21 protein-coding genes are annotated in these 24,256 nt (G+C 64.6%); 13 read left to right on the top strand and 8 right to left on the bottom strand.

Annotation, left to right across the window (positions count from 1 at the left end):
• Nucleotides 1-517: 517 nt before the first annotated feature.
• The 7 genes from MWN76_RS03990 (at nucleotide 518) to MWN76_RS03965 (ending at nucleotide 8,973) form a co-directional block, all read left to right on the top strand.
• Nucleotides 518-4,342: a cellulose binding domain-containing protein gene (locus tag MWN76_RS03990; protein WP_250459513.1), complete on the top strand. Its 3,825-nt coding sequence runs from the start codon at nucleotides 518-520 to the stop codon at nucleotides 4,340-4,342.
• Between the two features lie 132 nt (nucleotides 4,343-4,474).
• Nucleotides 4,475-5,716, top strand: a complete 1,242-nt coding sequence (locus tag MWN76_RS03985) for a DUF1552 domain-containing protein (RefSeq protein WP_250459512.1) — start codon at nucleotides 4,475-4,477, stop codon at nucleotides 5,714-5,716.
• Nucleotides 5,717-5,777: 61 nt separating this feature from the next.
• On the top strand, nucleotides 5,778-6,644 hold the full coding sequence (locus tag MWN76_RS03980; RefSeq protein ID WP_250459511.1) for an Lcl C-terminal domain-containing protein: 867 nt from the start codon (nucleotides 5,778-5,780) through the stop codon (nucleotides 6,642-6,644).
• Nucleotides 6,641-7,174 carry an Lcl C-terminal domain-containing protein gene (locus MWN76_RS03975; RefSeq protein WP_250459510.1) on the top strand — a complete coding sequence of 178 codons (534 nt, stop codon included), beginning with the start codon at nucleotides 6,641-6,643 and terminating at the stop codon, nucleotides 7,172-7,174. Before MWN76_RS03980 ends, MWN76_RS03975 begins: the two co-directional genes overlap by 4 nt.
• A 173-nt stretch (nucleotides 7,175-7,347) precedes the next feature.
• Nucleotides 7,348-7,491: a hypothetical protein gene (locus MWN76_RS03970; RefSeq protein ID WP_250459509.1), complete on the top strand. Its 144-nt coding sequence runs from the start codon at nucleotides 7,348-7,350 to the stop codon at nucleotides 7,489-7,491.
• A 12-nt stretch (nucleotides 7,492-7,503) separates the two neighbouring features.
• Nucleotides 7,504-7,821: a DUF1214 domain-containing protein gene (locus MWN76_RS21250; RefSeq protein ID WP_425606596.1), complete on the top strand. Its 318-nt coding sequence runs from the start codon at nucleotides 7,504-7,506 to the stop codon at nucleotides 7,819-7,821.
• Between the two features lie 15 nt (nucleotides 7,822-7,836).
• Nucleotides 7,837-8,973 carry a DUF1254 domain-containing protein gene (locus MWN76_RS03965; RefSeq protein ID WP_250459508.1) on the top strand — a complete coding sequence of 379 codons (1,137 nt, stop codon included), beginning with the start codon at nucleotides 7,837-7,839 and terminating at the stop codon, nucleotides 8,971-8,973.
• A 10-nt stretch (nucleotides 8,974-8,983) separates the two neighbouring features.
• On the opposite strand, the gene MWN76_RS03960 is transcribed toward MWN76_RS03965, so the two are convergent.
• Entirely contained in the window at nucleotides 8,984-9,751 is a 768-nt protein-coding gene (locus tag MWN76_RS03960; RefSeq protein ID WP_250459507.1) for an SDR family oxidoreductase, read from the bottom strand.
• 256 nt (nucleotides 9,752-10,007) lie between these two features.
• Here MWN76_RS03960 and ada point away from each other — a divergent pair, with 256 nt between their 5' ends.
• Together ada and MWN76_RS03950 are read left to right on the top strand one after the other, a co-directional pair.
• Nucleotides 10,008-11,060, top strand: a complete 1,053-nt coding sequence (ada, locus tag MWN76_RS03955; protein ID WP_250459506.1) for a bifunctional DNA-binding transcriptional regulator/O6-methylguanine-DNA methyltransferase Ada — start codon at nucleotides 10,008-10,010, stop codon at nucleotides 11,058-11,060.
• Between the two features lie 127 nt (nucleotides 11,061-11,187).
• Entirely contained in the window at nucleotides 11,188-11,997 is an 810-nt protein-coding gene (locus tag MWN76_RS03950) for a sterol desaturase family protein (protein WP_250459504.1), read from the top strand.
• A 61-nt stretch (nucleotides 11,998-12,058) separates the two neighbouring features.
• On the opposite strand, the gene MWN76_RS03945 is transcribed toward MWN76_RS03950, so the two are convergent.
• A complete protein-coding gene (locus MWN76_RS03945) occupies nucleotides 12,059-13,459 on the bottom strand; it encodes a pyridoxal phosphate-dependent decarboxylase family protein (protein WP_250459503.1) in 1,401 nt (466 codons plus the stop codon).
• Nucleotides 13,460-13,581: 122 nt separating this feature from the next.
• Between MWN76_RS03945 and MWN76_RS03940 the strand changes: the two genes are divergently transcribed.
• The gene (locus tag MWN76_RS03940; RefSeq protein WP_250459502.1) at nucleotides 13,582-15,009 is read left to right on the top strand and encodes an aminotransferase-like domain-containing protein; all 1,428 of its coding nucleotides are present in this window, start codon (nucleotides 13,582-13,584) and stop codon (nucleotides 15,007-15,009) included.
• A gap of 15 nt (nucleotides 15,010-15,024) precedes the next feature.
• Here the strand turns inward: MWN76_RS03940 and MWN76_RS03935 are convergent, their stop codons facing one another.
• Nucleotides 15,025-15,429 carry a DUF4345 family protein gene (locus tag MWN76_RS03935; RefSeq protein ID WP_250459501.1) on the bottom strand — a complete coding sequence of 135 codons (405 nt, stop codon included), beginning with the start codon at nucleotides 15,427-15,429 and terminating at the stop codon, nucleotides 15,025-15,027.
• Between the two features lie 215 nt (nucleotides 15,430-15,644).
• Between MWN76_RS03935 and MWN76_RS03930 the strand changes: the two genes are divergently transcribed.
• Entirely contained in the window at nucleotides 15,645-16,490 is an 846-nt protein-coding gene (locus tag MWN76_RS03930) for a peptidyl-prolyl cis-trans isomerase (RefSeq protein ID WP_250459500.1), read from the top strand.
• Entirely contained in the window at nucleotides 16,487-17,512 is a 1,026-nt protein-coding gene (locus MWN76_RS03925; protein WP_250459499.1) for a HupE/UreJ family protein, read from the top strand. The genes MWN76_RS03930 and MWN76_RS03925 overlap by 4 nt, the downstream gene beginning before the upstream one ends.
• A 10-nt stretch (nucleotides 17,513-17,522) precedes the next feature.
• Here MWN76_RS03925 and MWN76_RS03920 read toward each other — a convergent pair whose 3' ends face one another.
• Complete coding sequence (locus MWN76_RS03920) at nucleotides 17,523-18,677, bottom strand: YadA-like family protein (RefSeq protein WP_250459498.1); 1,155 nt, start codon at nucleotides 18,675-18,677, stop codon at nucleotides 17,523-17,525.
• 227 nt (nucleotides 18,678-18,904) lie between these two features.
• Between MWN76_RS03920 and MWN76_RS03915 the strand changes: the two genes are divergently transcribed.
• A complete protein-coding gene (locus MWN76_RS03915; protein ID WP_250459497.1) occupies nucleotides 18,905-19,498 on the top strand; it encodes a hypothetical protein in 594 nt (197 codons plus the stop codon).
• On the opposite strand, the gene MWN76_RS03910 is transcribed toward MWN76_RS03915, so the two are convergent.
• From MWN76_RS03910 to MWN76_RS03895, 4 genes are all read right to left on the bottom strand, one after another.
• Complete coding sequence (locus MWN76_RS03910) at nucleotides 19,489-19,965, bottom strand: Lrp/AsnC family transcriptional regulator (RefSeq protein WP_250459495.1); 477 nt, start codon at nucleotides 19,963-19,965, stop codon at nucleotides 19,489-19,491. The two genes, MWN76_RS03915 and MWN76_RS03910, sit on opposite strands and share 10 nt — an antisense overlap.
• A gap of 113 nt (nucleotides 19,966-20,078) precedes the next feature.
• The gene (locus MWN76_RS03905) at nucleotides 20,079-21,278 is read right to left on the bottom strand and encodes a pyridoxal phosphate-dependent aminotransferase (protein ID WP_250459493.1); all 1,200 of its coding nucleotides are present in this window, start codon (nucleotides 21,276-21,278) and stop codon (nucleotides 20,079-20,081) included.
• A 189-nt stretch (nucleotides 21,279-21,467) separates the two neighbouring features.
• Nucleotides 21,468-23,642: an autotransporter outer membrane beta-barrel domain-containing protein gene (locus MWN76_RS03900; protein WP_250459491.1), complete on the bottom strand. Its 2,175-nt coding sequence runs from the start codon at nucleotides 23,640-23,642 to the stop codon at nucleotides 21,468-21,470.
• Nucleotides 23,643-23,690: 48 nt separating this feature from the next.
• Nucleotides 23,691-24,218, bottom strand: a complete 528-nt coding sequence (locus MWN76_RS03895) for a DUF2878 domain-containing protein (protein ID WP_250459490.1) — start codon at nucleotides 24,216-24,218, stop codon at nucleotides 23,691-23,693.
• Nucleotides 24,219-24,256 lie beyond the last annotated feature (38 nt).

Raw genomic sequence — 24,256 nt, 5'->3', positions numbered from 1 at the left:
ACCGTGACCGGATTCTCATAATCCCAGCCGCCAAATAGCGCAAAATGAAAGTAGCGCCAAATCCCCTTGCAACAGTTGTGGATTAAAATGGAAGCGTTTACATTGGCTCCCGGCTCACCTCGGAAACTGTCGCATTGATGCCGAATGAGAATAAATGCCAACAGCAGATGTCGAATGTCGATAAGATAAAAAGTAAAAAGACAGTGGGCCCGGCAAGCAAAACAGAAAAAATAAAAACCGAACAATAAAAATAAGACCGGGAGATTCTTCTGTTCTTCAAACAGGAATCATCCCAGACCTTTTTTCCGCACCTCAAGCTGAGCTGGTAGAACGACGCGTTGCCGGTCGACGGCCGCCCCTGTTCTATCCGACACCAGCTCCCCTGGAAATTACGAAGCAGTAAAGGCGCCACCGGTCGACGGCGGCATCCATTTACCTCTTGACGGTGCAGGAAATAATAATGAAAAACCCCGCCACGAAAATATCATCGTTATTTCTGTTCTTCTGTGCGTGGAGCATGATACAGAGCGCAATCGCGGCCACCTGTGAATACACGGTGGTCAACGACTGGGGTTCCGGCGCCCAGGCCACCATCCGCATCACCAACGACGGCTCCAGTGCCCTCGACGGCTGGGAGGTGGCATGGGAATACAGTGACGGCACCGCCGTGACCGACAGCTGGAACGCCAATGTATCCGGTGACAACCCCTACACCGCGGGCAACCTGTCCTGGAACGGCAGCATCCAGCCGGGGCAGTACGCCGAGTTCGGCATGCAGGTCAGCAACGGTTCCGGCAGCGCGGCGACGCCGGCCGTCAGCGGGGCGGTCTGCGACGGCGGCAACAGCTCCAGTTCCTCCAGCAGCTCGAGCTCGTCCAGCAGTTCCAGCTCGTCCTCGAGTTCCAGCTCTTCCAGCAGCTCCTCGTCGAGCAGCTCCAGTTCCTCGGGCAGCGGCGGCCCCAGCGGTCCGCCGCCGGCAGTGGAAATCGAGCGGGCCTTCCCGAACCTGACCTTCAGCCAGCCGCTCGGCTTGATGCAGGCGCCGGGGGACGATTCCCGCTGGTATGTGCTGGAGAAAACCGGCACCGTCTACTGGATCGACGCCAACAATGATGCGACATCCAGCAAGAACACCTACCTGGATCTCTCCAACCTGGTGGATACCGCGGTCGAGGGCGGCCTGCTCGGCATGGCCTTCCACCCCGACTACCAGAACAACGGTCAGGTGTACCTGTCGTTCACCACCGCGGATACCGAGCCGATGACATCGGTGATCGCGCGCTACAGCGAGAACGCCAGCGGCACAGCCCTCGACGCCGCCTCGCGCACGGACATCCTCACCCTCGAGCAGCCCTACGCCAACCACAACGGCGGCCAGATAGGTTTCGGCCCCGACGGCTACCTGTATATCGGTTTCGGCGACGGCGGCTCCGCCAACGACCCGGAGGCCAACGGCCAGGATACCGGCACCTGGCACGGCTCCATGCTGCGGATCGACGTGGACAGCGGCTCCCCCTACGGCATTCCGCCGGACAACCCCTTCACCAGCGGCGGCGGCCTGCCGGAAATCTACGCCTACGGCCTGCGAAACCCCTGGCGCTGGAGCTTCGACAGCGTCACCGGCGCACTGTGGCTGGCGGACGTGGGCCAGGCGGAATACGAGGAAGTGAATATCATCGAGAACGGCGGCAACTACGGCTGGCGCTGCCGGGAGGGTTTCCACACCACTGCCAACAGCTGCAACAGCAGCGGTCCCTACGACGAGCCGCTGTTCGAGTATGACCACAGCCAGGGCCAGTCGATCACCGGCGGTTATGTCTACCGCGGCACACAGATCGCCGGCATGGGCGGGGCCTATATCTTCGGCGACTACCAGAGTGGCAGGATCTGGGCCTACACCGACGCCATGTACCCGCTGGCGGATACCAATCTAGGTATCACATCGTTCGGCCGCTCCAACGCCGGCGAAGTCTACGTGGTGGATATCGCCGGCGGCGGCCTGCACCGGATTGTTGCAGAGGGCGGCGGCGACTCCAGCAGTTCCAGTTCTTCGTCCAGCAGTTCGTCCAGCAGCAGTTCCACCTCCAGCAGCTCGACTTCCAGTACCTCTTCCAGTGGCGGTAGCGGCGATGGCGTCTCCTGTTCCATCACCGGCGACAATATCTGGAACAGCGGTTACCAGCTGGATGTGACCGTCACCAACGGCGGTGCCAGCGCCGTCAGTGCCTGGCAGATCGCGCTGCAATTCAGCGAACCGCCGCAGGTCACCGGCAGCTGGAATGTGGACATCAGCGTATCCGGCAATACCGCCACCGCCAGCGATGTGGGCTGGAACGGTAATCTCGCGCCGGGCGGCAGTACCTCGTTCGGCTTCCAGGGCGACCACGACGGCAGCTTTGCAATGCCGGAGTGCAGCGGTTCGGGCAGCTCGTCCAGTAGCAGCTCCAGCTCGTCGTCCAGCAGTTCGAGTTCCTCCAGCAGCGGCGGCACCGGCAATATGACCGGCTCCGAGATCTACAGCGCGCAGTGCGCCCACTGCCACGGTTTTGCCGGCGACGGCGGTTCCGTGGGCATCCCGCTGACCACGCCCCAGGACCTGGATTTCATGATCGGGTTTATCGAGGAGAGCATGCCCCAGGGACAGCCGCAAATCTGCGACGCAGACTGCGCGGACAAGGTGGGCAACTACATCGCCGACACCTTCTGGGAAGATCAGGAGCCGCCCAACTGCAGCATCGTCCGCTACGGCGCCCGCCAGTTGAAGATCCTCACCCGGTCCGAGTACCAGAACACGGTCGGGGACCTGCTGGGTGTCGATTTCGCGGCCGCCGACGGCCTGGCCGAAGACAGCAGGGTGGGCTACTTCATCAACAATGCACACGCGTCGATCGTCACCGGCACCTACGACCGCTACCTGACGGCCGCGGAAGAGATCGCGGCCTGGTCGGCAACGCGCGACTACGCGCCGGCGCTGAACTGCGACACCTTCAACCAGGACTGCGTGGACCAGTTTATCGGCGACTTCGCGCCCAGGCTGTTCCGCCGCCCGCTGGACAGCGGGGAAGTCGCCACCTACACCGAACTGGCCAACGGCACCTTCACCGAAGGCGACGTGCACACCGGCATCCAGCTGGCGCTGATGACCATGCTGTCGTCGCCGCAGTTCCTGTACCGCCACGAACTGGGTGAGGCCAACCCGGCCAACGGCGAGATAGACGCGAACGCGTTCGAACTGACCTCGCACGAAATGGCCACCTGGCTGAGCTACTCGTTCACCGGCTCCACACCGGACGACACCGCGCTGCAGAAGGCCGCCAACGACGCCCTGCGCCAGCCGGCCCAGATCCGCCAGGAGGCGCAGCGCCTGCTCGACCTGGCCCAGGCCAGGGACACCATGGGCAATTTCGTCGGCAGCTGGCTGGACACGGACAACCTGGAGAAATCCCCCAAGGATGCGGATACCTGGTCCGGCTTCGAGGAGGTGGCGCCGCACATGGAGCGCGAAATCCGCGAAGTCTTCGCCGAGGTGATGCTGAACAGCGAGGAGTCCTTCGCCTCCCTGTATGACGCCGACTGGACCTTCGTCAACGGCCCGCTGGCACAGCACTACGGCATCGACGACGTCAGCGGCGACGACTTCCAGCGGGTCGCAACCAGCGACCGCGGCGGCATCCTCACCAGCGGTGCCTTTATGGCGCGCTGGGCCGAGCGCACCGAGACCTCGCCCATCCGCCGCTCCGTGCGCGTGCGCCGCCGCATGCTGTGCCAGGACCAGCCCGACCCGCCCGCCGGCATCGCCGAAAGCCGCGCGGAAAGGCTCGAGGAACTGGCGGACCTGATCGCCGACCCGACCACCACCAACCGCACGAAGTACGAGGCGCTGACGTCGGTGTCGCCATGCCTCAACTGCCACCAGGAGTGGATCAACCCGCTCGGCGGTGGCATGGAGGACTTCAACGCGGTGGGCAACCCGCGCAGCGTCGACCTGAATGGCAATGCGATCGATGCCAGCGGCCGGTTGTACGCACCGGATGTGCTGAGCAACCGCGGCGAGTGGATCGAGTTCGACGGCTCCCGCGGCCTGGGCCAGGTGTTGTCGACACTGCCCAGTGCCCAGTCCTGCGTCTCCCAGAACATGTTCCGCTTCATGCTCGGAGTCGGGCACGACAGCATCGACAACACGAACCCGGAGGGGCGTGAGCTAGACCCGCTCGAGGAGGACGGCTACCTGTGCACGGTGCAGGATATGACCGACACCCTGGTGGACCAGGGTCCGCGGACAATGCTTGAAAACATGAGCACGCTGGATGCGGTGCGCTATCGCAAGGAATGGCAGCGCTGATCAACGAAGTGTCGCAATCGTAGGGTGCGCGACCGCCATGGATGGCGGAAGTGCAAAAAGGCAGGAGCATTTTTCTGCCCGCGCGCACCCTACCGCTCCAAACAGGCTCTAACAATAAAAAAGGTTTACGTCATGGCAGAACGATACAAAAACGTATTTGATAAAAGACGCCGGGATCTACTGAAAGTTTTTGCGGGTGCCGGTATCAGCGGGGCATTGATGCGGGCCTCGCCGCTGGTCACCGGCATGATGGTGTCCCGCTGGGCCGAGGCCCAGACCGCACCCAACAAATCGGTGATCATCTATGTTCCCGACGGCGCCCTGCCCGAGCACTGGTTTCCCAACAGCGACCTGACCAGCTTCGGCGCCATGTCGCAGCCCTACAGCGGCGTCGCCGGCGAGTGCAACTTCCTGCGCAGCATGAGCCACCACCGCGGCGGCCACGGCGTCATGCCCACCATCATCAACAACAGCTGGGGCGGCGACAGCTTCGACGTCAACATGGGCCGCATCCTCGGCGGCAACCTGCCCTTCACCTACGTCAACCTGGGCGTACACAGCAATGGCAACGGCACCCTGACCAAGGACAACGGCTCGGAAGTGCCGTTTGAAGACAACCCGTTCAATGCCTTCAACCACCTGTTCGGCAACCTGCAGGGCGGCGGTGGCGATCCCAAGCTGAACGCGGTGGATGCGCACCTGGAGGCGGTCAACGCGCTGAAAACGAAACTGGGCAACTACGAACAGCAGCGGCTGGATTCGCACCTGACCGCCATCGAGGAAACCCAGCAACGCCTGCAGGACCTGGCCGGCGGCGGCCTGTCCTGCGGCGGTGCCACCGCGCCCGATCCATTTCCGATCGAGTTTTCCACCTTCCAGCAGCAGGCGGAACTGCAGGCGGACATCATCGCGCTGGCACTGGAATGCAACCTGACGGCGTCCTGCTCGCTGGCGCTGGGTAACGACGGCGCCGAGTTCGCACTGCCCTACCTGGATTTCAAGGACACCTATCACTCGTCCATCCACGGCGGCAACGGCGGCGATCCCACCTACCCGCACTACCGGGAGACACGCGCCCACCTGAGCAGCCTGTCGGCCTTCCTGATCAGTCGCCTGCGGGACCGGGGCATACTCGACAGCACCATCGTCTGCGAAGTCACCGACATGGGCAACGGCGATGCCCACGGCAGCAACGACATCCCGCTGATCATGGCCGGCGGTGGCGGCACCATCCAGCGCGGTGTATCCAATGCCGGCAGCGCCGCCTACACCCCGCTGCACCAGATACATACGGCAGCGGTGGCACTGCAGGCCGACCAGCACCCGGACTACCAGGGCTATGCAAGCGAAGTGATTCCGGGCGTATTGACGTGACCGGGAGCGGAAACGGCACCGTGCAGGGAAGGACGAAACTATCTTTTCATAAGTACCCGGTATGCTAGAAAGCAGAAAAATAGCAGTTGTCGCGCTGGTGCTCGCAATGGCCGGTGCCGGCGGATGCTCGAAACCCGACGGGGATGCCGCATCGCCACGGCCTCGCCTCAACGACACCGGCATCACCTGGGGGGCGGATTATCCCAGGGGCGTCAACCGCGATTGCAGCGCCACCATCGACGCAACGCTCCTGCCCGACGGGGAGAAAATTGCCGGGGACATCCTCAGCCAGCAGGACTGCAGCCACGGCCCGGACACCACTGCCGATGACGCCGACGGCGCGGCCGGTTTCGCGTTTCGCAAGATCGGCCGCAAAGGCGAGCCCCTGCCCGCCGATGCCCGGGCCTGGCAATGCGTGCTGGATAAAAATACCGGCCTCGCCTGGGAGGTCAAACAGCCCACCGACGGCGTCTACGGCAATCGCGGAAAGCACGACGCGGACGATGTGTTCACCTGGTACAACCCCGACAAGAGTGCCAACGGCGGCGCCATCGGAGAATGGAACAGCCGTTACGACCAATGCACCGGCTACATCGAAGGCAAGCCCCCGACCTACTGCAACACCGGGGAATTCGTCAGCCGTATCAACCGCCGAGGCCTGTGCGGATTCAGCGACTGGCGCCTGCCGACCCTGGAGGAACTCGCCAGCCTGGTGCACTTCGGGCGCAGCGCCCCGGCCATCGATACCGCATATTTTCCCAATACAAAGAGCGGTTTCTACTGGAGCCACTCCCCCGACGCAAAGCTGCAGGGCAGGGCCTGGGCCGTCAATTTCCAGTTCGGCTATTCGGCGCCCATGCCGCGCGACAACGGCCGCCATGTGCGGCTGGTCAGGAACTGGGAACCCCGGGAACCGGAGGCAAAATGATCGGCACGATACGCAATACGGCACTGTTGTTGATCTTGATGGCCCCGATATCCGAGGCGCAGACCGGGCAACACTGCAAGCCCGAGTCCATCGCCCCGACGGCGCCATCCTCCCGCTTCCAACGCGGGGACAACGGCTCCGTCGTGGATACCCGGACGCACCTGATGTGGCGCGCCTGCCTGGAAGGAGTCACCGGCGAAGCCTGCGACGAGGGAAAGCCACTGGCGCTGACCTGGGCCGAGGCGCTGGCCTATGTGCCCAACGCCAACGGCGACGGCGGTTTCGCCGGCCACAGCGACTGGCGCCTGCCGAATATCCGCGAGCTGGGCACACTGGTCGAACTGCAGTGTACCGGCCCCGCCATCAACCTGGCCGTTTTCAACAACGCACCGGCTGCCGGCGTCTGGTCCTCTTCGCCGTCGGGGTTCCATACCCACTATTCCTGGTACGTCGATTTCGTCACTGGCGCCTTTACCTACGGTGAAAGGGCCAAACCCAAGGCCATCCGCCTGGTTCGCGATCTTCACTAAAGCCGGCCGGCACAGCGGACATTGCCGCCCCGGAGATCGCTGCCCACCCCGGGCGCCCCGCGCCTGTAATCAACTGTAATGCCTCAGGGCCCACCGGGGCCGGCGATTCCAAAAAGTTCGACTAAGCTCTTGTGATAAATCTATGGACAATACTGTCATCACAGGAGCTTCCAGTGATCCATTCCATCCTCAACGCTCTGGCCCCGCTATGGCTGCCCGCCGCGCTGACAGCGCAATACCAGACCAACGACCTGCTCGGGCAACTGCTGCGGGAGAAGCGGCAAGAGGAGCGGCAAAACGGCGGGCCACCCGCATAGGCCCGGCGGGGTATTCATCGGTATCCACTCACTGAACGCGGCTCCACCACCCTCTACCCGGGCCCCGAGGCGCCTCCGGGCAAGGAAGCCAACTGGCTCGCCACACCGCCGGACAGGGCCTACTTCGCGATCCTGCGGCTCTACTCGCCCACGGAAGCCGCGATCGAGAAGTCGTGGATACCGGGCGATATCGAAAAAGGCTGGGGTACCGAGCGAGAGACACAGTGTCCACTGAAGTCGCCAGCAGGCAACTGGCAACGACGAAAAGATCTGTTTCCGCCTCTACACGCCGGAAAGCGAAGATACACAACCCATCGTGATCCGGAGTAAACACAGGAAATCCACATGAATCTGACACGACTCATGCATCGCAAAACCACCCAGTTGACGTTATTGCTATGCGCCCTGGCCGCAGCTGCAGGAGCGTTTACAGCCTCCGCCGCCAGCGACAGTTCGGTTCCGCTGCTCACGCTCGACAAGGCGCGCGAACTGGAAACCAAGCTGGTCGGCAAAAAAGAGGTTCCCGTCACCAAGGAAAATTTTGCTTTTGCCAATCTCGACGTCGCCATGGAAAAAGAGGCGAAGCTGGGTGCGGTCAATCGCTTCTACCACCACCGCAAACCGATGGAACTCGACAAACAGCCCGCGGTGCTGATGAACCGGGACACCCTCTACTCGTTTGCGATCATCGACGCCTCCCACGGGGCAACGGTCAGCATTCCCGAGGGAGACGGCCGCTATGTTTCCGTCCATGTGATGCAGCACGATCACGTCACCGACAACGTCTACTATGGCGAGGGTGAATACGCCATCGACCCGAAAACTGTAACGGACTTCGTTGTGATCAACGTTCGCACCCAAGTGGACCCCAATGACCCCGCGGACATAGCCAAAGCGAATGCGATTCAGGACCAGTACAAAATTACCTTCCCCAGTGGATACACTCCCAGGAAATTCAAGGTGATCGACTGGGACAAAGCACAACTGAAGAAACTTCAGGATCACTACACCAGGGTCGCCGACACCCGTGGTGTCAGCAAGACCATGGGTGCACGCGGCAGCATTCCTCAGGAAGACATCAACGTAGGCGCGGCAGTGGCCACCGGCCTGCTGCCGGATGAACACGCCTGGTACTCCTTCAAAACCTACAAGGTCGACAAGGACACCTGCTACGCCGCCACCTATCCGGTGCCCGGAATGACTGATCCCAGCCTGGGTTTCTATTCAATGACCATCTACGGCGAAGACCTCTACCTCCACACCGAAGAGGGTTCCAGCCTGTCGAACCACGAGATTGAGCCAAACGAAGATGGAAAGACCTTCGACCTCCACTTCGGCAACCCGGAAACCTGTGGCAAAGACGCCAAAAACCTGTTGATCGCGCCCACCGACAACTGGACCCTCGCCTTCCGGGTCTATATGCCGGACAAGTCCGTACAGAACAACGAGTACGCATTGCCCGAGCCCAAACCCTCTGAATAACTGAAGCGACTCAGGTCCGGGAGATCGACACTCCGCCGTCCACCAGGAAAGCGCTGCCGGTCACGAAGCTGGCGGCATCCGAGGCCAGGAACAGCATTGCGCGGGCGATTTCCTCGGGCGCGGCCATGCGTTTCAGTGCGTGCAATCCCTCGACAAAACCCCGCACTCCGGCGTCGGCGCCGGGCGCATTGGCGACATTGGCCGGGGTGTCGGTGCCGCCCGGCAGGATGGCATTGGCCCGGATCCCTTTTGCACCCCATTCGGCGGCGATGGTCTGTACCAGCCCGATCAGGCCGGCCTTGCTGGCGGCGTAGGCCGCGGTGCCCGGCATGCCAACCGTGTGGCCGACGAAAGACGATGTCACGATCAGCGCACCGCCGCGCTCGGCCAGCGCCGGCAGTTGGTATTTGGCACCGAGGAAAGTCCCGGTGAGATTCGCATCGATGGTGTCCTGCCAGCTCTCCCGGGACAGTTCCGGCACCGGCAGCATTTCGCCCATGCTGCCGGCGTTGTTGACCGCGATATCCAGCCTGCCGAAACGCTCCCGCGCCAGCGACACCAGTTCGGCGGCGATGGATTCCTCCCGCACATCGCCCGGCAGCGCGACCGCCCGGCCGCCGTGCGCCTCGATATCGGCCACCAGTTGCGCCAGCTCGTCGGCGCGCCGCCCGTTGACGATCACCCGGGCGCCCTCCCCGGCAAACAGCAGCGCCGCGGCGCGCCCGATGCCGGACGTGGCGCCGGTGATCAATGCGACTTTGTGTTCCAGTGTGTTCACGATTGTGTCCTCCGTTGTCGAATAGTGGAGGTGCCACTGTGCCGGCAGCGGAATCGCCGGGCACTCCGGAAATTGCGCTGCAATTCGCGGATGGACCGAACGGAGGAGCCGCGGCCCACCGGAGTGGTAGACTGCCGGCCTGCCGGTCAATTGGAGAGCAATCAGCGGAGTGTCGGCATCCGTTGCTGCGGGTATGGTGGATCCGGAATCCGATAGACCCACTACGGGCATAAGAGCCGGGCAGAGGAGTATTGATATGGCGACCAGCGAACACACCCCAGACGATCCCCGCTGGGCCGCCGTGGCGGAGCGCCGCCCGGGGGCCGACGGCGCCTTTGTCTATTCGGTGCTGACCACCGGGATCTACTGCCGCCCGAGCTGTCCGTCCCGGGCCGCGCGGCCCGAACATATCCGTTTCTTCGACACGCCGGCCGAGGCCGAGCAGGCCGGTTTCCGGCCCTGCAAACGCTGCCGGCCCGACCGGCGCTCGCCGCGGCAGGAACAGGCCGCCACCATCGCCAAACTGTGCCGCCATATCGAGTCGGCGGAGCAGCCGCCCACGCTGGAGGAACTGGCCCGGCGCGCCGGCTGGAGCCGCTATTACCTGCAGCGCCGCTTCAAGGCGGTCACCGGCCTGACACCCCGCGACTATGCGGCAGCGGTGCGCTCCGGCAAGGTGCGCCGGGCCCTGGCGGCGGGCGCTTCGGTCACCGAGGCCATCTACCAGTCCGGCTACAACTCCAGCGGCCGCTTCTACGAAAACTCGGACCAGCTCCTGGGCATGACCCCGAGCCGCTATCGCGCCGGCGGCACCGGGACCGATATCCACTTCGCCGTGGGCCAGTGCTCCCTGGGGGCCATCCTGGTGGCCCGCAGCCGCCGCGGGATCTGTGCCATCTCGCTCGGGGAAGACCCGCAAGCGCTGGTGCACGAACTGCAGGACCAGTTCCCGAACGCCAACCTGATCGCCGGAGACCGGGAATTCGAGCAACTGGTAGCCCGCGTCGTGGGATTTGTGGAGGCGCCGGAACTCGGCCTGGACCTGCCGCTGGATATCCGCGGCACCGCCTTCCAGCAGCGGGTCTGGCAGCTGTTGCGGCAGATTCCCCCCGGCCAGACCCTCAGCTACGCCGAGGTGGCGAAGCGGTTGGGCAACCCGAACGCCGTGCGCGCCGTCGCCGGGGCCTGCGCCGCCAACCGGCTGGCGGTGGCCATCCCCTGCCACCGGGTCGTGCGCAGCGACGGCGGCCTGTCCGGCTACCGCTGGGGCGTGGAACGCAAGCGCGCGCTGTTGCAGCGGGAAACATAGCGACAGCGAGCGAAAACCGCAGGGTTTTCGGAATCCGTCAGCAGTTTTTCGGTTTCCGCAAGCGCCACCGGCCAGTTTCCGACAGACTCCTTCGCATCCCATTCAAAAAGAACAAGAAGGTGAAGGTATGGAATTCCTGTGGGAACTGGCCCGCGACTGGGGCGACAACTTCCAGCGCGATCTCTTCCGCTACCTGCTGGCCACCGTCACCGTCAGCCTCGCCGCCAGTTGGCTGTTCCGCGGCTGGATGGACCGGCGCCGCCTGCAGAAACGCCGCGCCCGGCTGGCGGATATCCGCCGCGAAATCGGCTTCTCCATGCTCACCATGGGTGTCTTCGCCACCATCGGCCTGGTGACCGGCATACTCGGCGACTGGGGCCTGGTGCGGCTCTACTGGCAGTGGGGCGACTACCCGCTGTGGTGGGCGCTGGCCAGCCTGCCGGTCGTGATCCTGATCCACGACACCTACTTCTACTGGGTGCACCGGGGCATGCACCACCCGAAACTGCTCAAACACTTCCACCGCGTACACCACCTGTCGCGCACACCGACGCCCTGGGCGGCCTACAGTTTCTCCGTGGGTGAGGCCTTCCTGATGGCGATCTTCTCGCCGCTGGTCCTGATGGCGCTGCCATTGCACCCGCTGATCTGGCTGTCGTTTATCTTCGTGATGATCTTCCGCAACGCCATGCTGCACGCCGGCCGCGAATTCCACCCCCGCGGCTGGGTGGACGGGCCGCTGGATTTCCTCACCACCACCACCCACCACGACCTGCACCACCAGCGCTTCAAGGGCAATTACGGTTTCTATTTCACCTGGTGGGACCGCTGGATGGGCACGGAGATCGGCGACTACAAAGCGGTCTTTCGCCGCGCCGTCGACGGCGACTTCAGCGATACCGGGGAAAAGGCACCGGCAAATGGACAGATAGCCTGAACATTGCGGCTGATCGGCAGATGTCCGCATGTATTGCGCGGCCCCCAGTGGCCGCGCTTTTTTAACACCCGGGCGGCCGCCCCCAATCGGGCCGCCCCGCCTCGCGCAGCAGTTCGATCACCCGCTGCACATCCGCGTCGCCAGTCGACCAGTTGCTGAACGCGGCCCGCACTGCCGCTTCACCGCGCCAACGCCCGGGAGTCATGAAGACCTCTCCGGTCGCGTTCAGTTTCTGCAGCCAAACGTCGACCCCGGCGTGTCGCTCGGGGCGAAAGACCACCACATTCAATCGGCACGGCGCCAGCAGCCGGTAATCCGGCGACGCATCCAGCCACTCCGCCAGCCGCGACGCCTGCCGGCAGTTGTCTTCCACCACCCCGGCCACCCCGTCGCGACCATAGGCCTGCAATGCAAACCACAGCGGCAGGGCGCGAAAGCGGCGCGAATTTTCCACGCCGCGATTCATGAAATGCGGCAGCGGGCCGTCGGCCGGCAGATAGGGCGAAGGCACCGCCAGCACCGCTTCGAGCAGCGCGACATGCCGGGTCAGGAAAATGCCGCTGTCGTAGGGCACATTGAGCCACTTGTGCGCATCGCTGGTGATGGAGTCCGCCAGCTCGATGCCGCGGAGCCATTGGCGCCGCTCCTGCAACAGCGCGGCGAAGAGGCCGAAGGCCGCATCCACATGCAGCCACGCATGGTGCGCGCGGCACAGTGCCGCGATCGCGGCCAGATCATCGAAATCCGTGCCGGTAACGGTGCCGGCGCTGGCCAGTACGATCTTGCCCGGGCTGTCGCTGGCGGCGAGGTGCCGCTCCAGGTCGGCCACCTGCATCCGCTCGGAATCGGCTTCGCAGGCCACCTTCACGACCCTGTCCCGCCCCAGCCCGGCCATCGCCAGCCCCTTCAGGCTGCTGGCGTGCGGGCTGGCGGCAAGCACCTCGATATGGACTCCGGCCATGCCCCCGGCGGCCACATCGATCCCCTGCGCGAGGCCCGCAAACTGGCGACCGCACAGCAGCCCCAGCAGGTTGGCACTGGTGGCGCCGCTTGTGAGGCTGCCGGTGAAACTGGCGGGCAGCCCGAACAACTGCCGCAGCCAGTCCAGTACCTGCAGTTCCACCGCCGGCGCGATGGAATCACCGGAGCTGGCCGGATTCTGGTCCGCGACCGCCGCCAGCCAGTCTCCCGCCAGCGCGGCCGGACTGGCGCCGCCGGTGACAAATCCCCAGTAGCGCGGCCCGGCCGACGCCGACAGGTAGGGCATTATCCGGCGGCGGAACAGCGCCAGTGCATCGATCTCACCGCAGCCGGACTGCGGCAGGTCCCCCGCCGGCATCGGCGGCGCGGCGGTGCAGGCCACCGGGCGGCTGTCCAGGGTATCCAGGAACTCGCAACCGGTCTCGAGCACCCGCGCCAATAACCGCGGTAGCGGTGTGCCCTTCTCTCGCAGACTCGACATCGGCTTTCTCCTCAGGTGGCGGAAAGCCCAGTCTGCCGCCATCGCCGGTATCAAAACAGAGACAATTAATTATAATTTTTGCAGTACAATTTGCCGGGACACCGAAGCCATGGGGGGGAATCATGGCCGCTCTGTACCGCTCGCTGGCGCAACAGTTCCAGCGGGAAATCCGCCAGCGCCGCTGGCGCCCCGGGCAGCGGCTGCCGGCCGTGCGCCAGTTTGCGCGCCAGCACGGTGTCAGCGTCACCACCGCCCTGCAGTGTTATCGCCTGCTGGAAAGCGAGGGACTGATCAGCGCCCGCCCGCAATCCGGATTTTACGTACGCGCCGCCGAGGCGGCGGAAGCGGGCGCGGAGCTGGACAGTTTCAGCGCGACACCGGGCCCGATCGCCAATATCGCCGAAATCGAGCGGGTGCAGGCCATCGCCGCGCGGCCCGGCAGCGCGCCGCTGGGCATCTCCCTGCTGAGTCCGCAACTGGTACCACTGACAATGCTGCAGCGCAGCCTGCACCGCAGCACCCTGAAACTCGGCGAGCGTTTGCTGCAGTACGGCACAGCCCAGGGCGAAGCGGCGCTACGCGGTGCCCTGTCGCGGCATTTCGCCGCCGATGGCATCGCCCTGCGCCCCGGCGACCTGCTGATCAGTAACGGCTGCATGGACGCCATCTGCCTGGCACTGCAACTGACGACCAGGCCCGGCGATGTGGTCGCTGTCCCCAGCCCCTGCTTCAGCGGCCTGCTGCAACTGATCGAGAGCCTCGACCGGCGGCTGCTGGAGATTCCCCTGCACCGCAACGGCATCGAAATGCCGGCACTGGGGGCGGCGATGGCGGATCCGGCGGTGAAGGCCTGCCTGATGACCGCCAACCACCACAACCCGCTGGGTTTCAGCCTCAGTGTCGAAGACAAGCAGCGCATTGCCCGCTGGGCGGCCGAGTACCGCTGTCCGGTTGTCGAGGACGATGTTTTCGGCGAGTGCGGTTTCGACCTGAACCGCGCCCTGCCGCTCAAGCACTGGGACAGGGACGGCTGGGTACTCTGGTGCGGCGCCTTCTCGAAAACACTGGTGCCCGCCTACCGGATCGGCTGGTGCGCACCGGGCCGCTTCCTGGCCGCGGCCATACAGCGGCGCCGCGCGCAGACAGTCAGCGTAAACCTGCCGTTGCAGGCGGCACTGGCGGATTTCGTCAACGGCGGCCACTACCGGCGCCACCTGCAGCGGCTGCGCCAGACACTGGCGGCACAGTTATCGGCCTACCGCCGCGCACTGGCGGAAGCCATGCCCGCGGGCACGGCGATTTCGCGCCCGGACGGGGGTTTTGTGCTGTGGCTGACACTGCCACAAGGGAGCGACGGCACGGCACTGTTCGAGGCGGCCGCGGCGGAAAATATCAGCATCGTGCCGGGCGGGGTATTTTCCAGCCTCGGGCGCTACCGCCACTGTATTCGCCTCAATTGCGGCTGGCCGCTGAGCGGTGACGTCAAGCGTGCCCTGCGGCACCTCGGGGAACTGGCCTGCGAAAAGGTACCATCGCACGGCCGGGGATAGTCATGCGGGACGCTATCAGTGGCCGTGCTCCACCGGCAGCCAGCGGGTTTCCCGGTAACAGAGAATCCCCCAGACCACCAACAATATTTCCAGCGCGAGAAAAGCGCCGTTGCGCCAGTCGAAGCCGCTGACCAGCAGCATGCCGTAGAGGCGCCCGCTGCCGAAGCCGGCGTAGGCCAGTGCCAGCAGTGCGTAGGCGACGCGGCGATGCTGGCGGATCGACAGCGCAGTCGCCAGCGCCACCGCGATCGCCAGCATCAGGCCGCCGAAAGTGGCCAGGAACTCCGGCACCGCCGACGGTGCCAGGAAACCCAGGTCGATGCCGCCGGCAAAACCCTCCGGGTTGATGAAAGCGCCGGCGCCGATGGCGGCATAGACCAGCAGGTTCAGGGTCAGGTAGGTTTTCCCGAAGTATTTCAAGCAAGAATCTCCCTGGATAAACGAAAATCGCGTCGCGCAGGACGACGGCGACGATATCGGCGATGGCAATGCCGGCGGCAGCTTCCATACTTCCTCCCTGCAGACTGGGAAACCTGCGGGAAAAGTCCATCCCCTGGCGGGTTTTCGGCCCGGGCAATACCGTTCAGAGGCTTCCCAGATTACGGCAAGCATAAACAGCTGCAAGGAACCCCGTCATGAGCCGGCAATTTTTTCGCGATCCCCTGTTTCACTTTATCGCCATCGGGCTGCTGTTGTTCAGCCTGGACGCGCTGTTTGCCGGCCGGGGGGCGGACCGCGGCGAGATCGTTGTCAGCCAGAAGCGCATCGACCACCTGGCGGCCGTATTCCAACGCGGCTGGCAGCGCCCCCCCAGCACAGCGGAGCTGCGGGACCTGGTGGACAACTATATTCGCGAAGAGGTGCTCTACCGGGAGGCACTGAACCTGGGGCTGGATCGCGACGATACGGTGATCCGGCGGCGCCTGCAGATGAAAATGGAATTCCTGGCCGGGGACCTGGTGGACGCCGTCGAGCCGGACGATGAAACCCTGCGCCGCTACTTCGCCGATCACGTCGACCGCTACCGGCAACCGGCACAGTTCAGTTTCCGGCAGGTCTACTTCGGCCCGGACGCCGGGGCAGAGCGCGTGCGCAAGGCCCTGGCGCAGCTCCGCGAGGGCCTGCCGGCAGAGGGGATCGGCGACAGCACCCTGCTGCAGCACCACTACCGCGGCGAGACCGGCGAGCGCCTGGCGCGGCTTTTCGGCGAGGGTTTTTCCGATCGGCTGCGCGAGCTGCCGGCGGGAGAGTGGCGCGGACCGGTCGAGTCCGCCTACGGCGCGCACCTGGTAAAAATCGGGGAGCACCGCCGCGAACGCACAGCGGCGTTCGCCGCGGTGCGCCAGCGGGTGCTGCGGGACTGGCAGCGGGATGAAAAACAGAAAATCCTGCAGGCCCAGTTCGACACCTATCGCAGCAACTATTCGGTGCGTATCGAGGGCGAACCCGAGCCGGCCGCCGGCGGGGTGGCGATGCAATGAAAGCGCTGCTGAAACTGCTGGCCGGCCCGCTGGCCCTGCTGTTCACACTGCATGCCGGCGGCCACGAATTGCGCCCCGCCTACCTGCAGATCGAGGAGCAGGCGCCGGGAAACTTTGCCGTTTCCTGGCGGGTGCCCGCCCGCGGCCAACTGCGGCTGTCACTGGATGTCCGCTTCGATGACTCCGTCGCCGCACTGTCCGCGCCGGCAGGCGGGTTTGCCAACGGTTTCTACACCGAGCGCTGGCAAATCCGCCACCACCGCAGACTGGCCGACACCCGCATTGCCATCGACGGCCTGCAACAGACGATGACCGACGCGCTGGCGCGTATCCGCTGGCGGGACGGCCGCGAGCAGTTGGTGCGACTGATGCCCGAAAACCCGGCATTCGAGGTCGACAGCAGGGCCGGTAACGGACAGGTTGCCCGCACCTACTTCGCGCTCGGCGTCGAGCATATCCTGCTCGGCATCGACCACCTGCTGTTCGTGCTCGCGCTGGTGCTGCTGGCCAGTGGCTGGAGGCAGCTGCTGGGCACCATCACCGCATTTACCCTGGCCCACAGCATCACGCTGGCGGCGGCGGTACTCGGCCTGGTGTCACTGCCCAGCGCGCCGGTGGAGGCGATCATCGCCCTCAGCATCGTCTTTGTAGCCGGTGAGATACTGCGCAAGCGTCGCGGCCAGGCCACCCTGGCGATCCGCAGGCCCTGGCTGGTGGCATTCGGCTTCGGCCTGTTGCACGGGCTGGGCTTCGCCGGCGCACTGGCGGATATCGGCGTGCCGCAACACGCGATTGCACTCTCGCTGGCGCTGTTCAATCTCGGTGTGGAGGCGGGGCAGCTGGTATTTATCGCCGCGATCTGCGGGCTCTTCGCGCTGCTGCGGCGGCTGCCGCCGATACAGCGCTGGCAGTGGCGCAGCGGCCGGTCCGCCGCGGTTGTCGTCACCTGGCCGGTGGCCTACCTGGTGGGCGGGCTGGCGGCCTGGTGGTTGATCGACCGCACACTGGCAATGGTGCTGTGACCGGCGCACCCTACAAGTCGAAACCGAAACCGATGCCACCGCCGGAGTCGCCATCGCTGAAGGCCCCGCCGAGACTGAAACGCCCCCGACTCCCCAGCGGGCGACCGTAGCCGATGGACACAGCACTCTCGCCGTTCAGCCAGCCGGCACCGATCGCGATCCGGCCGCGACACTCATTCCAGTCGCGCCAGTTGCGGCAACTGCTGCCTCCGGCGTTGATGGCGGATTGCATGATGGCCATACCCATAGCGCCAACGCGGTCGGTCTTTTCATTGAGTCTTCCGACTCGGTCGTTGAGCTGTTGCAATCCCTCGAAATTGAAGCCCGCCAGTTCGTCGATGCGCATATCGGTGTAGTCGTTGGCTCTCTGCAGCGTCAGCTGGTCACCCTCCCTTACTTGCTGGTCCGTGTAGTTATTGGCATCGATCAGCGTCTGCGCCGTCTGGTTGTCGGTGTAGGTATTCGCATTGATCAGTGCCCGGTCCAGGCCATCGTTCAACTGGCTGACATTGACCCCGTCGGTATCGTCCACACCCGGCGCCAGGTTCACCAGACGCCGCTCGCTTCCTCGATTACCGATGGAGACGGTATTCGCCTGGCCTGCAATGGAATCGGCACCAATGGCGACGGAGTTGGCGGCTGTGGCCATGGCGCCGCGACCGAAGGCAGAACTGTCGACGGCGGTGGCCTGGGCCTGACGGCCCACAGCGGTCGCTCCGACACCGGTGGCATCCGCCTCAAATCCCACTGCAGTGGCGCCCTGCACATTGGCGCGGGCACCGAACCCGAAGGCGGAGGACTGATTGCCCGTGGCGATACTGTCCGTCCCGACTGCCGTCGAGAAGTCGCCAGTCGCCGAAGAGAAAACGCCGACACTTGTGGAGGAAAACCCCGAGGCCGTGGCCCCAGAACCGATGGCCGTGGTTTCATCGTTGCCCGCACTGGCAAAGCTGCCCACGGCGGTCGCATCGGTGCCATCGGCGGTCGCACTATTGCCGCAGGCCAGGGAAAAGGGCCCTGTCGCACTGGCACCGTCCGCGCCGCCGGGCGTTGTGCTATCGCAGACGAACTGCGCCTGTGCCGCGGGCACCGCTGACAACAGCAGCAGCAACAGCACTGCGCGAATTCTTCCGCCGTAAACACTCCACCGCCTTCCAAAATCCATTTCCCTACTCCTCAAGCTCACCTCGCGCCAGCCGCCCGGCAAAGCGGAATCTTCGATCATCTATTGAGTAAAGCAGTGCGCTCTCCCAACCGGTGACGAAAGGCGCCAACAGCGGCGGAAAAGGCTGGAGCCACTGCCAATTGCCGATGAATGGACGAGAATTACCCGATAGGAATGAAGCCGCCACCGACGGCAAAGCCTGCCGCGGTCGGCGCTGGAGGATTGGGATGTCTACAGCCATTGAGGAACGGGATCTGCGGGCGGGTGTTACGACACTCTGCCTGGCCATCTTTCTTGTCATTGCCGCCGGCACGGCCCGCTCGCAATCGGGTGAAAACTGCCGTGCCGAGGCCTACCGCCAGTTCGATTTTCTGCTGGGTCACTGGGAGGTGCTGGATGCCAAGGGCAACAGACTCGGCGAGAACCGTATCGAAAAAATACTTGGTGGCTGTGCGATTGCGGAAAACTGGTCCGGCCGGGGTCACCACCGCGGCCGCGGCTACAGCGCTTACGACGCCCGCCGGCAGCTGTGGAATCACAGCTGGATCGACAACAGCGGCCTGCTGATGGTGCTGGAAGGGGGGATTCACGATGGCGCGATGATCATGACCGGCCGGCTCCAGTACGACCTGCAGGCGCGGGAGCGACACCGGGTCGTCTGGCAGCCGCTGGGCAATGGCCATCTGCAGCGCACCTGGCAGGTATCCGGCGACGGCGGTGTCAGTTGGCAGACAGCGGCGGAACTTCTCTATCGACCCCTGGCCGGGAAACACGCCTCAGGCAGCGACGACAGTCAAGCGGGTCGCGACACTCAGTCCTGAAACAGCAGCTCCAGCGGGTAGCCGGTAAACGGCTTGGTCTTTTCGATCACCAGGTGGGAGGTCATGCGGGAAATCGCGGCGTCCTCTTCGGCCAGTAGCTGCTCGGACACGCGGTTGAAATCCGCCGCGTCCGGGCATACGAAGCGCAGCATGTAATCGAATTCCCCCGACATTTTCACGCAGGAGACGATCTGCGGAATGGCGTCGATGGCGCGGCGGAAATTCTCGCTGGTGCGCGCATCCTGGCGCTTCAGCGCCACGTTCACGTAGAACTCGGCGTGGCGCACCTTGTCCAGGTTCACTTCGGCGAGAAACTCGCGGATGTAGCGCTCGCTGGTCAGGCGTTTGACCCGCGCCAGGCAGGCGCTCTCGGACAGGCCGATCTGTTCGCTCAAATTCAGGTTGCTGATGCGCGCGTTGGTCTGCAGCGCCTCCAGAATTTTCAGGTTGTGGCGATCTATTTTCACGCGGTTGTTCTTCTTACAGGAAAGTTCTGTGCCAAAAGGGGAAGGATAGCGGCATTCTTCGGGGATCGAAACACGCAGGGCGCACCGCCGGGAAGGCGGTGCACCCTGTACGATTAGCTGGCGCGCCGGTTGCCGCTGGTGACGAAATGCTCGATGCGGTCCAGTGCGCGGGCGAGTTCGCCCTCTTCCGCGGCCAGGGTCAGGCGCACGTGGTTGGCGGCGCTGGCGCCGAAGGGCGCGCCGGGCAGTACCGACACCCGCTCGGCATCCAGCAACGCCTCGGCAAAGGCTTCACCCGAATCCGCTACCCGAGAGACATCCACCATCACGAACATGCCCGCGTCCGGCGAGTAGCAACTCAGGCCCGGGATGCGGCCGATGCGCTCAACGATCAGGTCGCGGCGCTTTTGATAAGCGGAGCGCATCTGCTCGACGAAGTAGGTATCGAACTCCAGCGCGAAGGCGGCGGCCTCCTGGATAAACTGCGGGCAGCCGAAAATGGTGGCGCCGGCAAACTGGGTCAGGCGCTCCACCAGTGGCCCCTGGGCCACGGCCCAGCCGAGGCGCCAGCCGCTCATGGCGTGGGACTTGGACAGGCCGTCGATCACCACCACATTGTCCAGGTGCTCGGCGGCAGTGCGCAGGGAGGTGTGGCGGCGGGCGAAGGTGATCATCGAGTACATCTCGTCGCACACCAGCCAGATACCGCGCTCGCGGCAGTGGGCCGCCAGTTCGCGCAGCTGTTCCGGTGTGGCCATGGCACCGGTGGGATTGACCGGGGTGTTGATCATCACCACGCGCGTGTCGTCGCCGATCGCGGCCACGATATCGTCCACATCGAAGGCGAAGTTATTGTCCGCCGGGCAGGCCACCTTTTTCATCTTCAGGCGCAGCGCGTCGCAGATGGGCACGTAGCCGATATACATCGGCTCCGGGATCAGGATTTCCTCACCGGGGTTCAGCAGGCAGGCGAGCACCGCGTAGATGGCGTTGGTGCCGCCGGGAAACACCACCACGTCGTCCGGGCTGCAGGGGTGCGGCGAGACCTTGCTCTCGATATTGGCGATGGCGCGGCGCAGCACCGGCTCGCCGGCGTCCGGGGAGTAGTGGGTGCGGCCGACGCCGAGCCGCGCGCGGGTGTAATCGAGAATCGGCTCCGGGGTGTCGAAATTGGGGTCGCCCACACACAGGAAAATGACATCCTCACCCTGGTCGGCCAGTTCGTGGGCGCGGTCACTGACCGCCCAGACATTGGCATCGTCCCCGCTCAGGGCTTCGCTCAGTTGGCTGAATCTGGGGCTGTAATTCGTCACGGTCTTCTACTGCTCGGGTTGTTTTCGATATCCATACGTTAACAACCGGGCGGGTAATCGTTGCCGCGATAGGGGCACTGTTTTCGCATCCGGGCGGCTTTTTCAGGGGCTTTGCCGCAGAAAATTCGGTGACATTCGAGTGGCGGCCCCTCTTCCGCACCTCAGCCCGAGTCCCGAGTCCCGACAACCTCAAAAGCGGTAATTCAGGTTCAGGCCGCCCACGGTATCGTCCTTGCCCACATGGATATTGCCGCTGACCTGGAACTTCTCGGTCAGGTTCAGGCCCACGAGCGCGCCGGCGCCATCCTGGAAGAAACCGGTATTGCGGCTGTCGTAGCCGGCCATGTAGGCGCTGTTGTAGCGGATGGACTTGTGGCCGATACCCACGGTGTCCACATCGTCGCCGTCGTTGACCTCCAGCCAGAGCTCGCCAAACCAGCGCCACTCGGCGTTTTCCGGCGCGTTGTAGAAGAAGCCGGCGCGGTAGCGCCAGTACTCGCGGCTCTGGTGGCGCACCCGCAGCCCTATCGGGTCCAGGATGCGGCCATCGCTGCCGGTATAGGTCAGGTCCGCCTGGGTGTTCTCGCGGAAGCTGGATGCCGAGACATCGGTCCAGGCCAGCGAGACAAACGGGCCCAGCTGGCACGGCAGCGCCGGCGCCACATCGTAGCCGGTGCGGGCGAACAGGCTCACGGCATCGCCGTCGGTGTCCGCCTCGATGCGGCGGCTGAAGGACTGGCCCAGGTAAATGCGGCGATCCACATCCTCGTAATCGATATCTGAATAGGTGATGCCGCCGTCGACGAAAAAGCGCTCGTTGTCCCAGCGCGCGAAACCGCTGAAGTTCCAGCTCTTCGCCTCCAGCCACAGGTCGTCCGGCTCGTACTCGGCGCCGGCGTACGAGAGCGCCAGCGCCCACTCCAGTTCCTCGCTGCCCTTGAAGCTGAAGCCGAAGAAGCCGTCCCAGCTGTTGCCTCTCTCGCCCGGTGCAGGCCCTTGGCCGAGGTCGTTGCGGGACCAGGCGGCGCCGAAGAATACCGTGGTGGTCGGATCGCGGAAACGCTGTGCCACCAGGTGGTGGTCGATATTCGACTGGTGCTGGCGGGTGGTCTCGTAGCCCAGGTCCGGCAGCATGCCAAAACCCACCGGCGCGGCCAGCACCGAATAGTAGTAGTCACCGAGCAGCTCGGCGGCGGCCAGCGTCGGGTGGACACCGTCGTTGAAAAACAGCCGGTCGGAATCCGGCGCACTGCCGTTCTCGCTGTAGACCGGATCCGGGTTGGCGCACTCGCCGGCGGCGTAACAGGTGGCGGCCTGGTCGATATCGGCAAAACCGAACAGCCCGGGGCGATTCAGTGCCAGGGTACTGAATCCCTCGGTATCCAGGATCAGTACATTGCGCACCCGGTTGATCTGCCGGCGCAGGGATTCGTTGAACAGCGCCGTGCCGGTATTGGCGGCGCTCACCGCCGCCGCACCGGCATCGTTCATCAGCGGCGTGTTGCCGACCCGCGGCGCATTGGAAACGGCGATAAAGCGCGCGCCCGCCGCGCGCAGTTCCGCCGCGGCCACGGCCAGGAAGGTGGCCGAGCGCTGCATGCTGTCCGGCGAGATGGTGCCGGCGCGCACGCCGGCGATGATGTCGTTGCCACCGCCGTTCAGGTAATAGAGCGAGTTGCCGTCGACCGGATTCTGCGGCAGGTAGCCCTGGCCGGTGGCGAAGGGCACGCCGGTGAGGGTGATGCTGTTGTTCGGGTCGTCCACCAGCGCCTGCAGTGCCGCCGGGTCATTGAATGCGGCCGCCGCCTGCGCCGCTTCCGCTGGCGGCAGGTAGGGGCTCTCGCCGGCCGCCGGATCGCAGACCCCGTCCTCTCCACAGCGGGAGGAGTCCGGCAGCACCGTGGTCAGGGCGTTGTGGTCGGCAACCGTGGTATTCGGGAAGAGCTGGCGAAACCGCTGCGGGCCCACCACGTCCAGCAATACATCCGCCGCGCGGTTGCCGCCGACGGCCCAGTTGCTGCCATTGGCGAGTACCGAGGTGGCGATCTGCTGCAGTTGCTGCGCGGGCGTCCCCGCCGCCGGCGCACAGGGGATGGCGCCGCCGCTGGCCGGCCCCAGGCCGAAACAGGAGGGCCGCAGGGGGCTGACGCCAAAATTCTGCGCGGTGAAGGCGATCGCCGGCTGCCTCGGCAGCAGGCCGTCGGGATCGGCACTGGTAAAAATCCCGGCGTTGCCACTGTCCGACAGGCTGTCGCCGAAGACGACAAAATTGTCGTACAGGTCCGGGGTGAAGTTGTCTGCAACCGCGCTGGAAGCGGCGGCAAGCGCCACTGTCACGGCGATGGATCTGGCGGGAAACCCCATGGCGCACTCCTTTGCGTCGCTTGCGATGGGGCAAGTATAGACAGGCTGTCAGTCGAGGCCGGCGGGATAGACCTGCGGCGGTGTATCTTCGCCCAGCCGATCGATAAGCGGCACCAGGACGCCGCTGATTACCGCCGCCAGCGGCGCCCAGACCAGCGAGATGATCAGCACCGACTCCCGGGGCCCGCGCCCCCAGTCCGCGGGGCCGAAATGCACGCTGTTGGCATAGACCAGCGGCGCCATCACAAATGCGAACAGCCCTGCCAGCAGCGGGCGCCCGATCAACGGCGACAGTGAATAGCGCAGTGTGGTCGCCAGCATCGCCCACATGCAGACCACCCAGGCCGGCGGCAGGTTGGCGCCGTAGTCCAGTACACGATTGGCCATGAAGGCCCACTCGATCACCACCCCGGCGAAGATGAACAGCAGTACGACGAAAATATCGCGCAGGTCGCGCCACAGGGAAAAGTGGGACATCAGGATCACGAACAGCGCAATCAGCGCCATGGCGTTGCCGCCGAGAATCGCGATCCACCAACCACAGAAGTACATCGAAAAATTGAGTACCTGCTTCATGGTCCGGCCCTTGCCTGGTTTATTGCTTGACCCGAGTT

This window comes from Microbulbifer litoralis (assembly GCF_023634065.1).
In the GTDB taxonomy this organism is placed as follows: Bacteria; Pseudomonadota; Gammaproteobacteria; order Pseudomonadales; family Cellvibrionaceae; genus Microbulbifer; species Microbulbifer litoralis.
This window is presented reverse-complemented; position numbering and strand designations above follow the sequence as displayed.

Excerpts from the sequence above, each read along its gene's own strand:
- MWN76_RS03990 (WP_250459513.1), top strand. The coding sequence starts at position 518 with ATGATACAGAGCGCAATCGCGGCCACCTGTGAATACACGGTGGTCAAC.
- MWN76_RS03985 (WP_250459512.1), top strand. The coding sequence starts at position 4,475 with ATGGCAGAACGATACAAAAACGTATTTGATAAAAGACGCCGGGATCTA.
- MWN76_RS03980 (WP_250459511.1), top strand. The coding sequence starts at position 5,778 with ATGCTAGAAAGCAGAAAAATAGCAGTTGTCGCGCTGGTGCTCGCAATG.
- MWN76_RS03975 (WP_250459510.1), top strand. The coding sequence starts at position 6,641 with ATGATCGGCACGATACGCAATACGGCACTGTTGTTGATCTTGATGGCC.
- MWN76_RS03965 (WP_250459508.1), top strand. The coding sequence starts at position 7,837 with ATGAATCTGACACGACTCATGCATCGCAAAACCACCCAGTTGACGTTA.
- ada (WP_250459506.1), top strand. The coding sequence starts at position 10,008 with ATGGCGACCAGCGAACACACCCCAGACGATCCCCGCTGGGCCGCCGTG.
- MWN76_RS03950 (WP_250459504.1), top strand. The coding sequence starts at position 11,188 with ATGGAATTCCTGTGGGAACTGGCCCGCGACTGGGGCGACAACTTCCAG.
- MWN76_RS03945 (WP_250459503.1), bottom strand. The coding sequence starts at position 13,459 with ATGTCGAGTCTGCGAGAGAAGGGCACACCGCTACCGCGGTTATTGGCG.
- MWN76_RS03940 (WP_250459502.1), top strand. The coding sequence starts at position 13,582 with ATGGCCGCTCTGTACCGCTCGCTGGCGCAACAGTTCCAGCGGGAAATC.
- MWN76_RS03930 (WP_250459500.1), top strand. The coding sequence starts at position 15,645 with ATGAGCCGGCAATTTTTTCGCGATCCCCTGTTTCACTTTATCGCCATC.
- MWN76_RS03925 (WP_250459499.1), top strand. The coding sequence starts at position 16,487 with ATGAAAGCGCTGCTGAAACTGCTGGCCGGCCCGCTGGCCCTGCTGTTC.
- MWN76_RS03920 (WP_250459498.1), bottom strand. The coding sequence starts at position 18,677 with ATGGATTTTGGAAGGCGGTGGAGTGTTTACGGCGGAAGAATTCGCGCA.
- MWN76_RS03915 (WP_250459497.1), top strand. The coding sequence starts at position 18,905 with ATGTCTACAGCCATTGAGGAACGGGATCTGCGGGCGGGTGTTACGACA.
- MWN76_RS03900 (WP_250459491.1), bottom strand. The coding sequence starts at position 23,642 with ATGGGGTTTCCCGCCAGATCCATCGCCGTGACAGTGGCGCTTGCCGCC.
- MWN76_RS03895 (WP_250459490.1), bottom strand. The coding sequence starts at position 24,218 with ATGAAGCAGGTACTCAATTTTTCGATGTACTTCTGTGGTTGGTGGATC.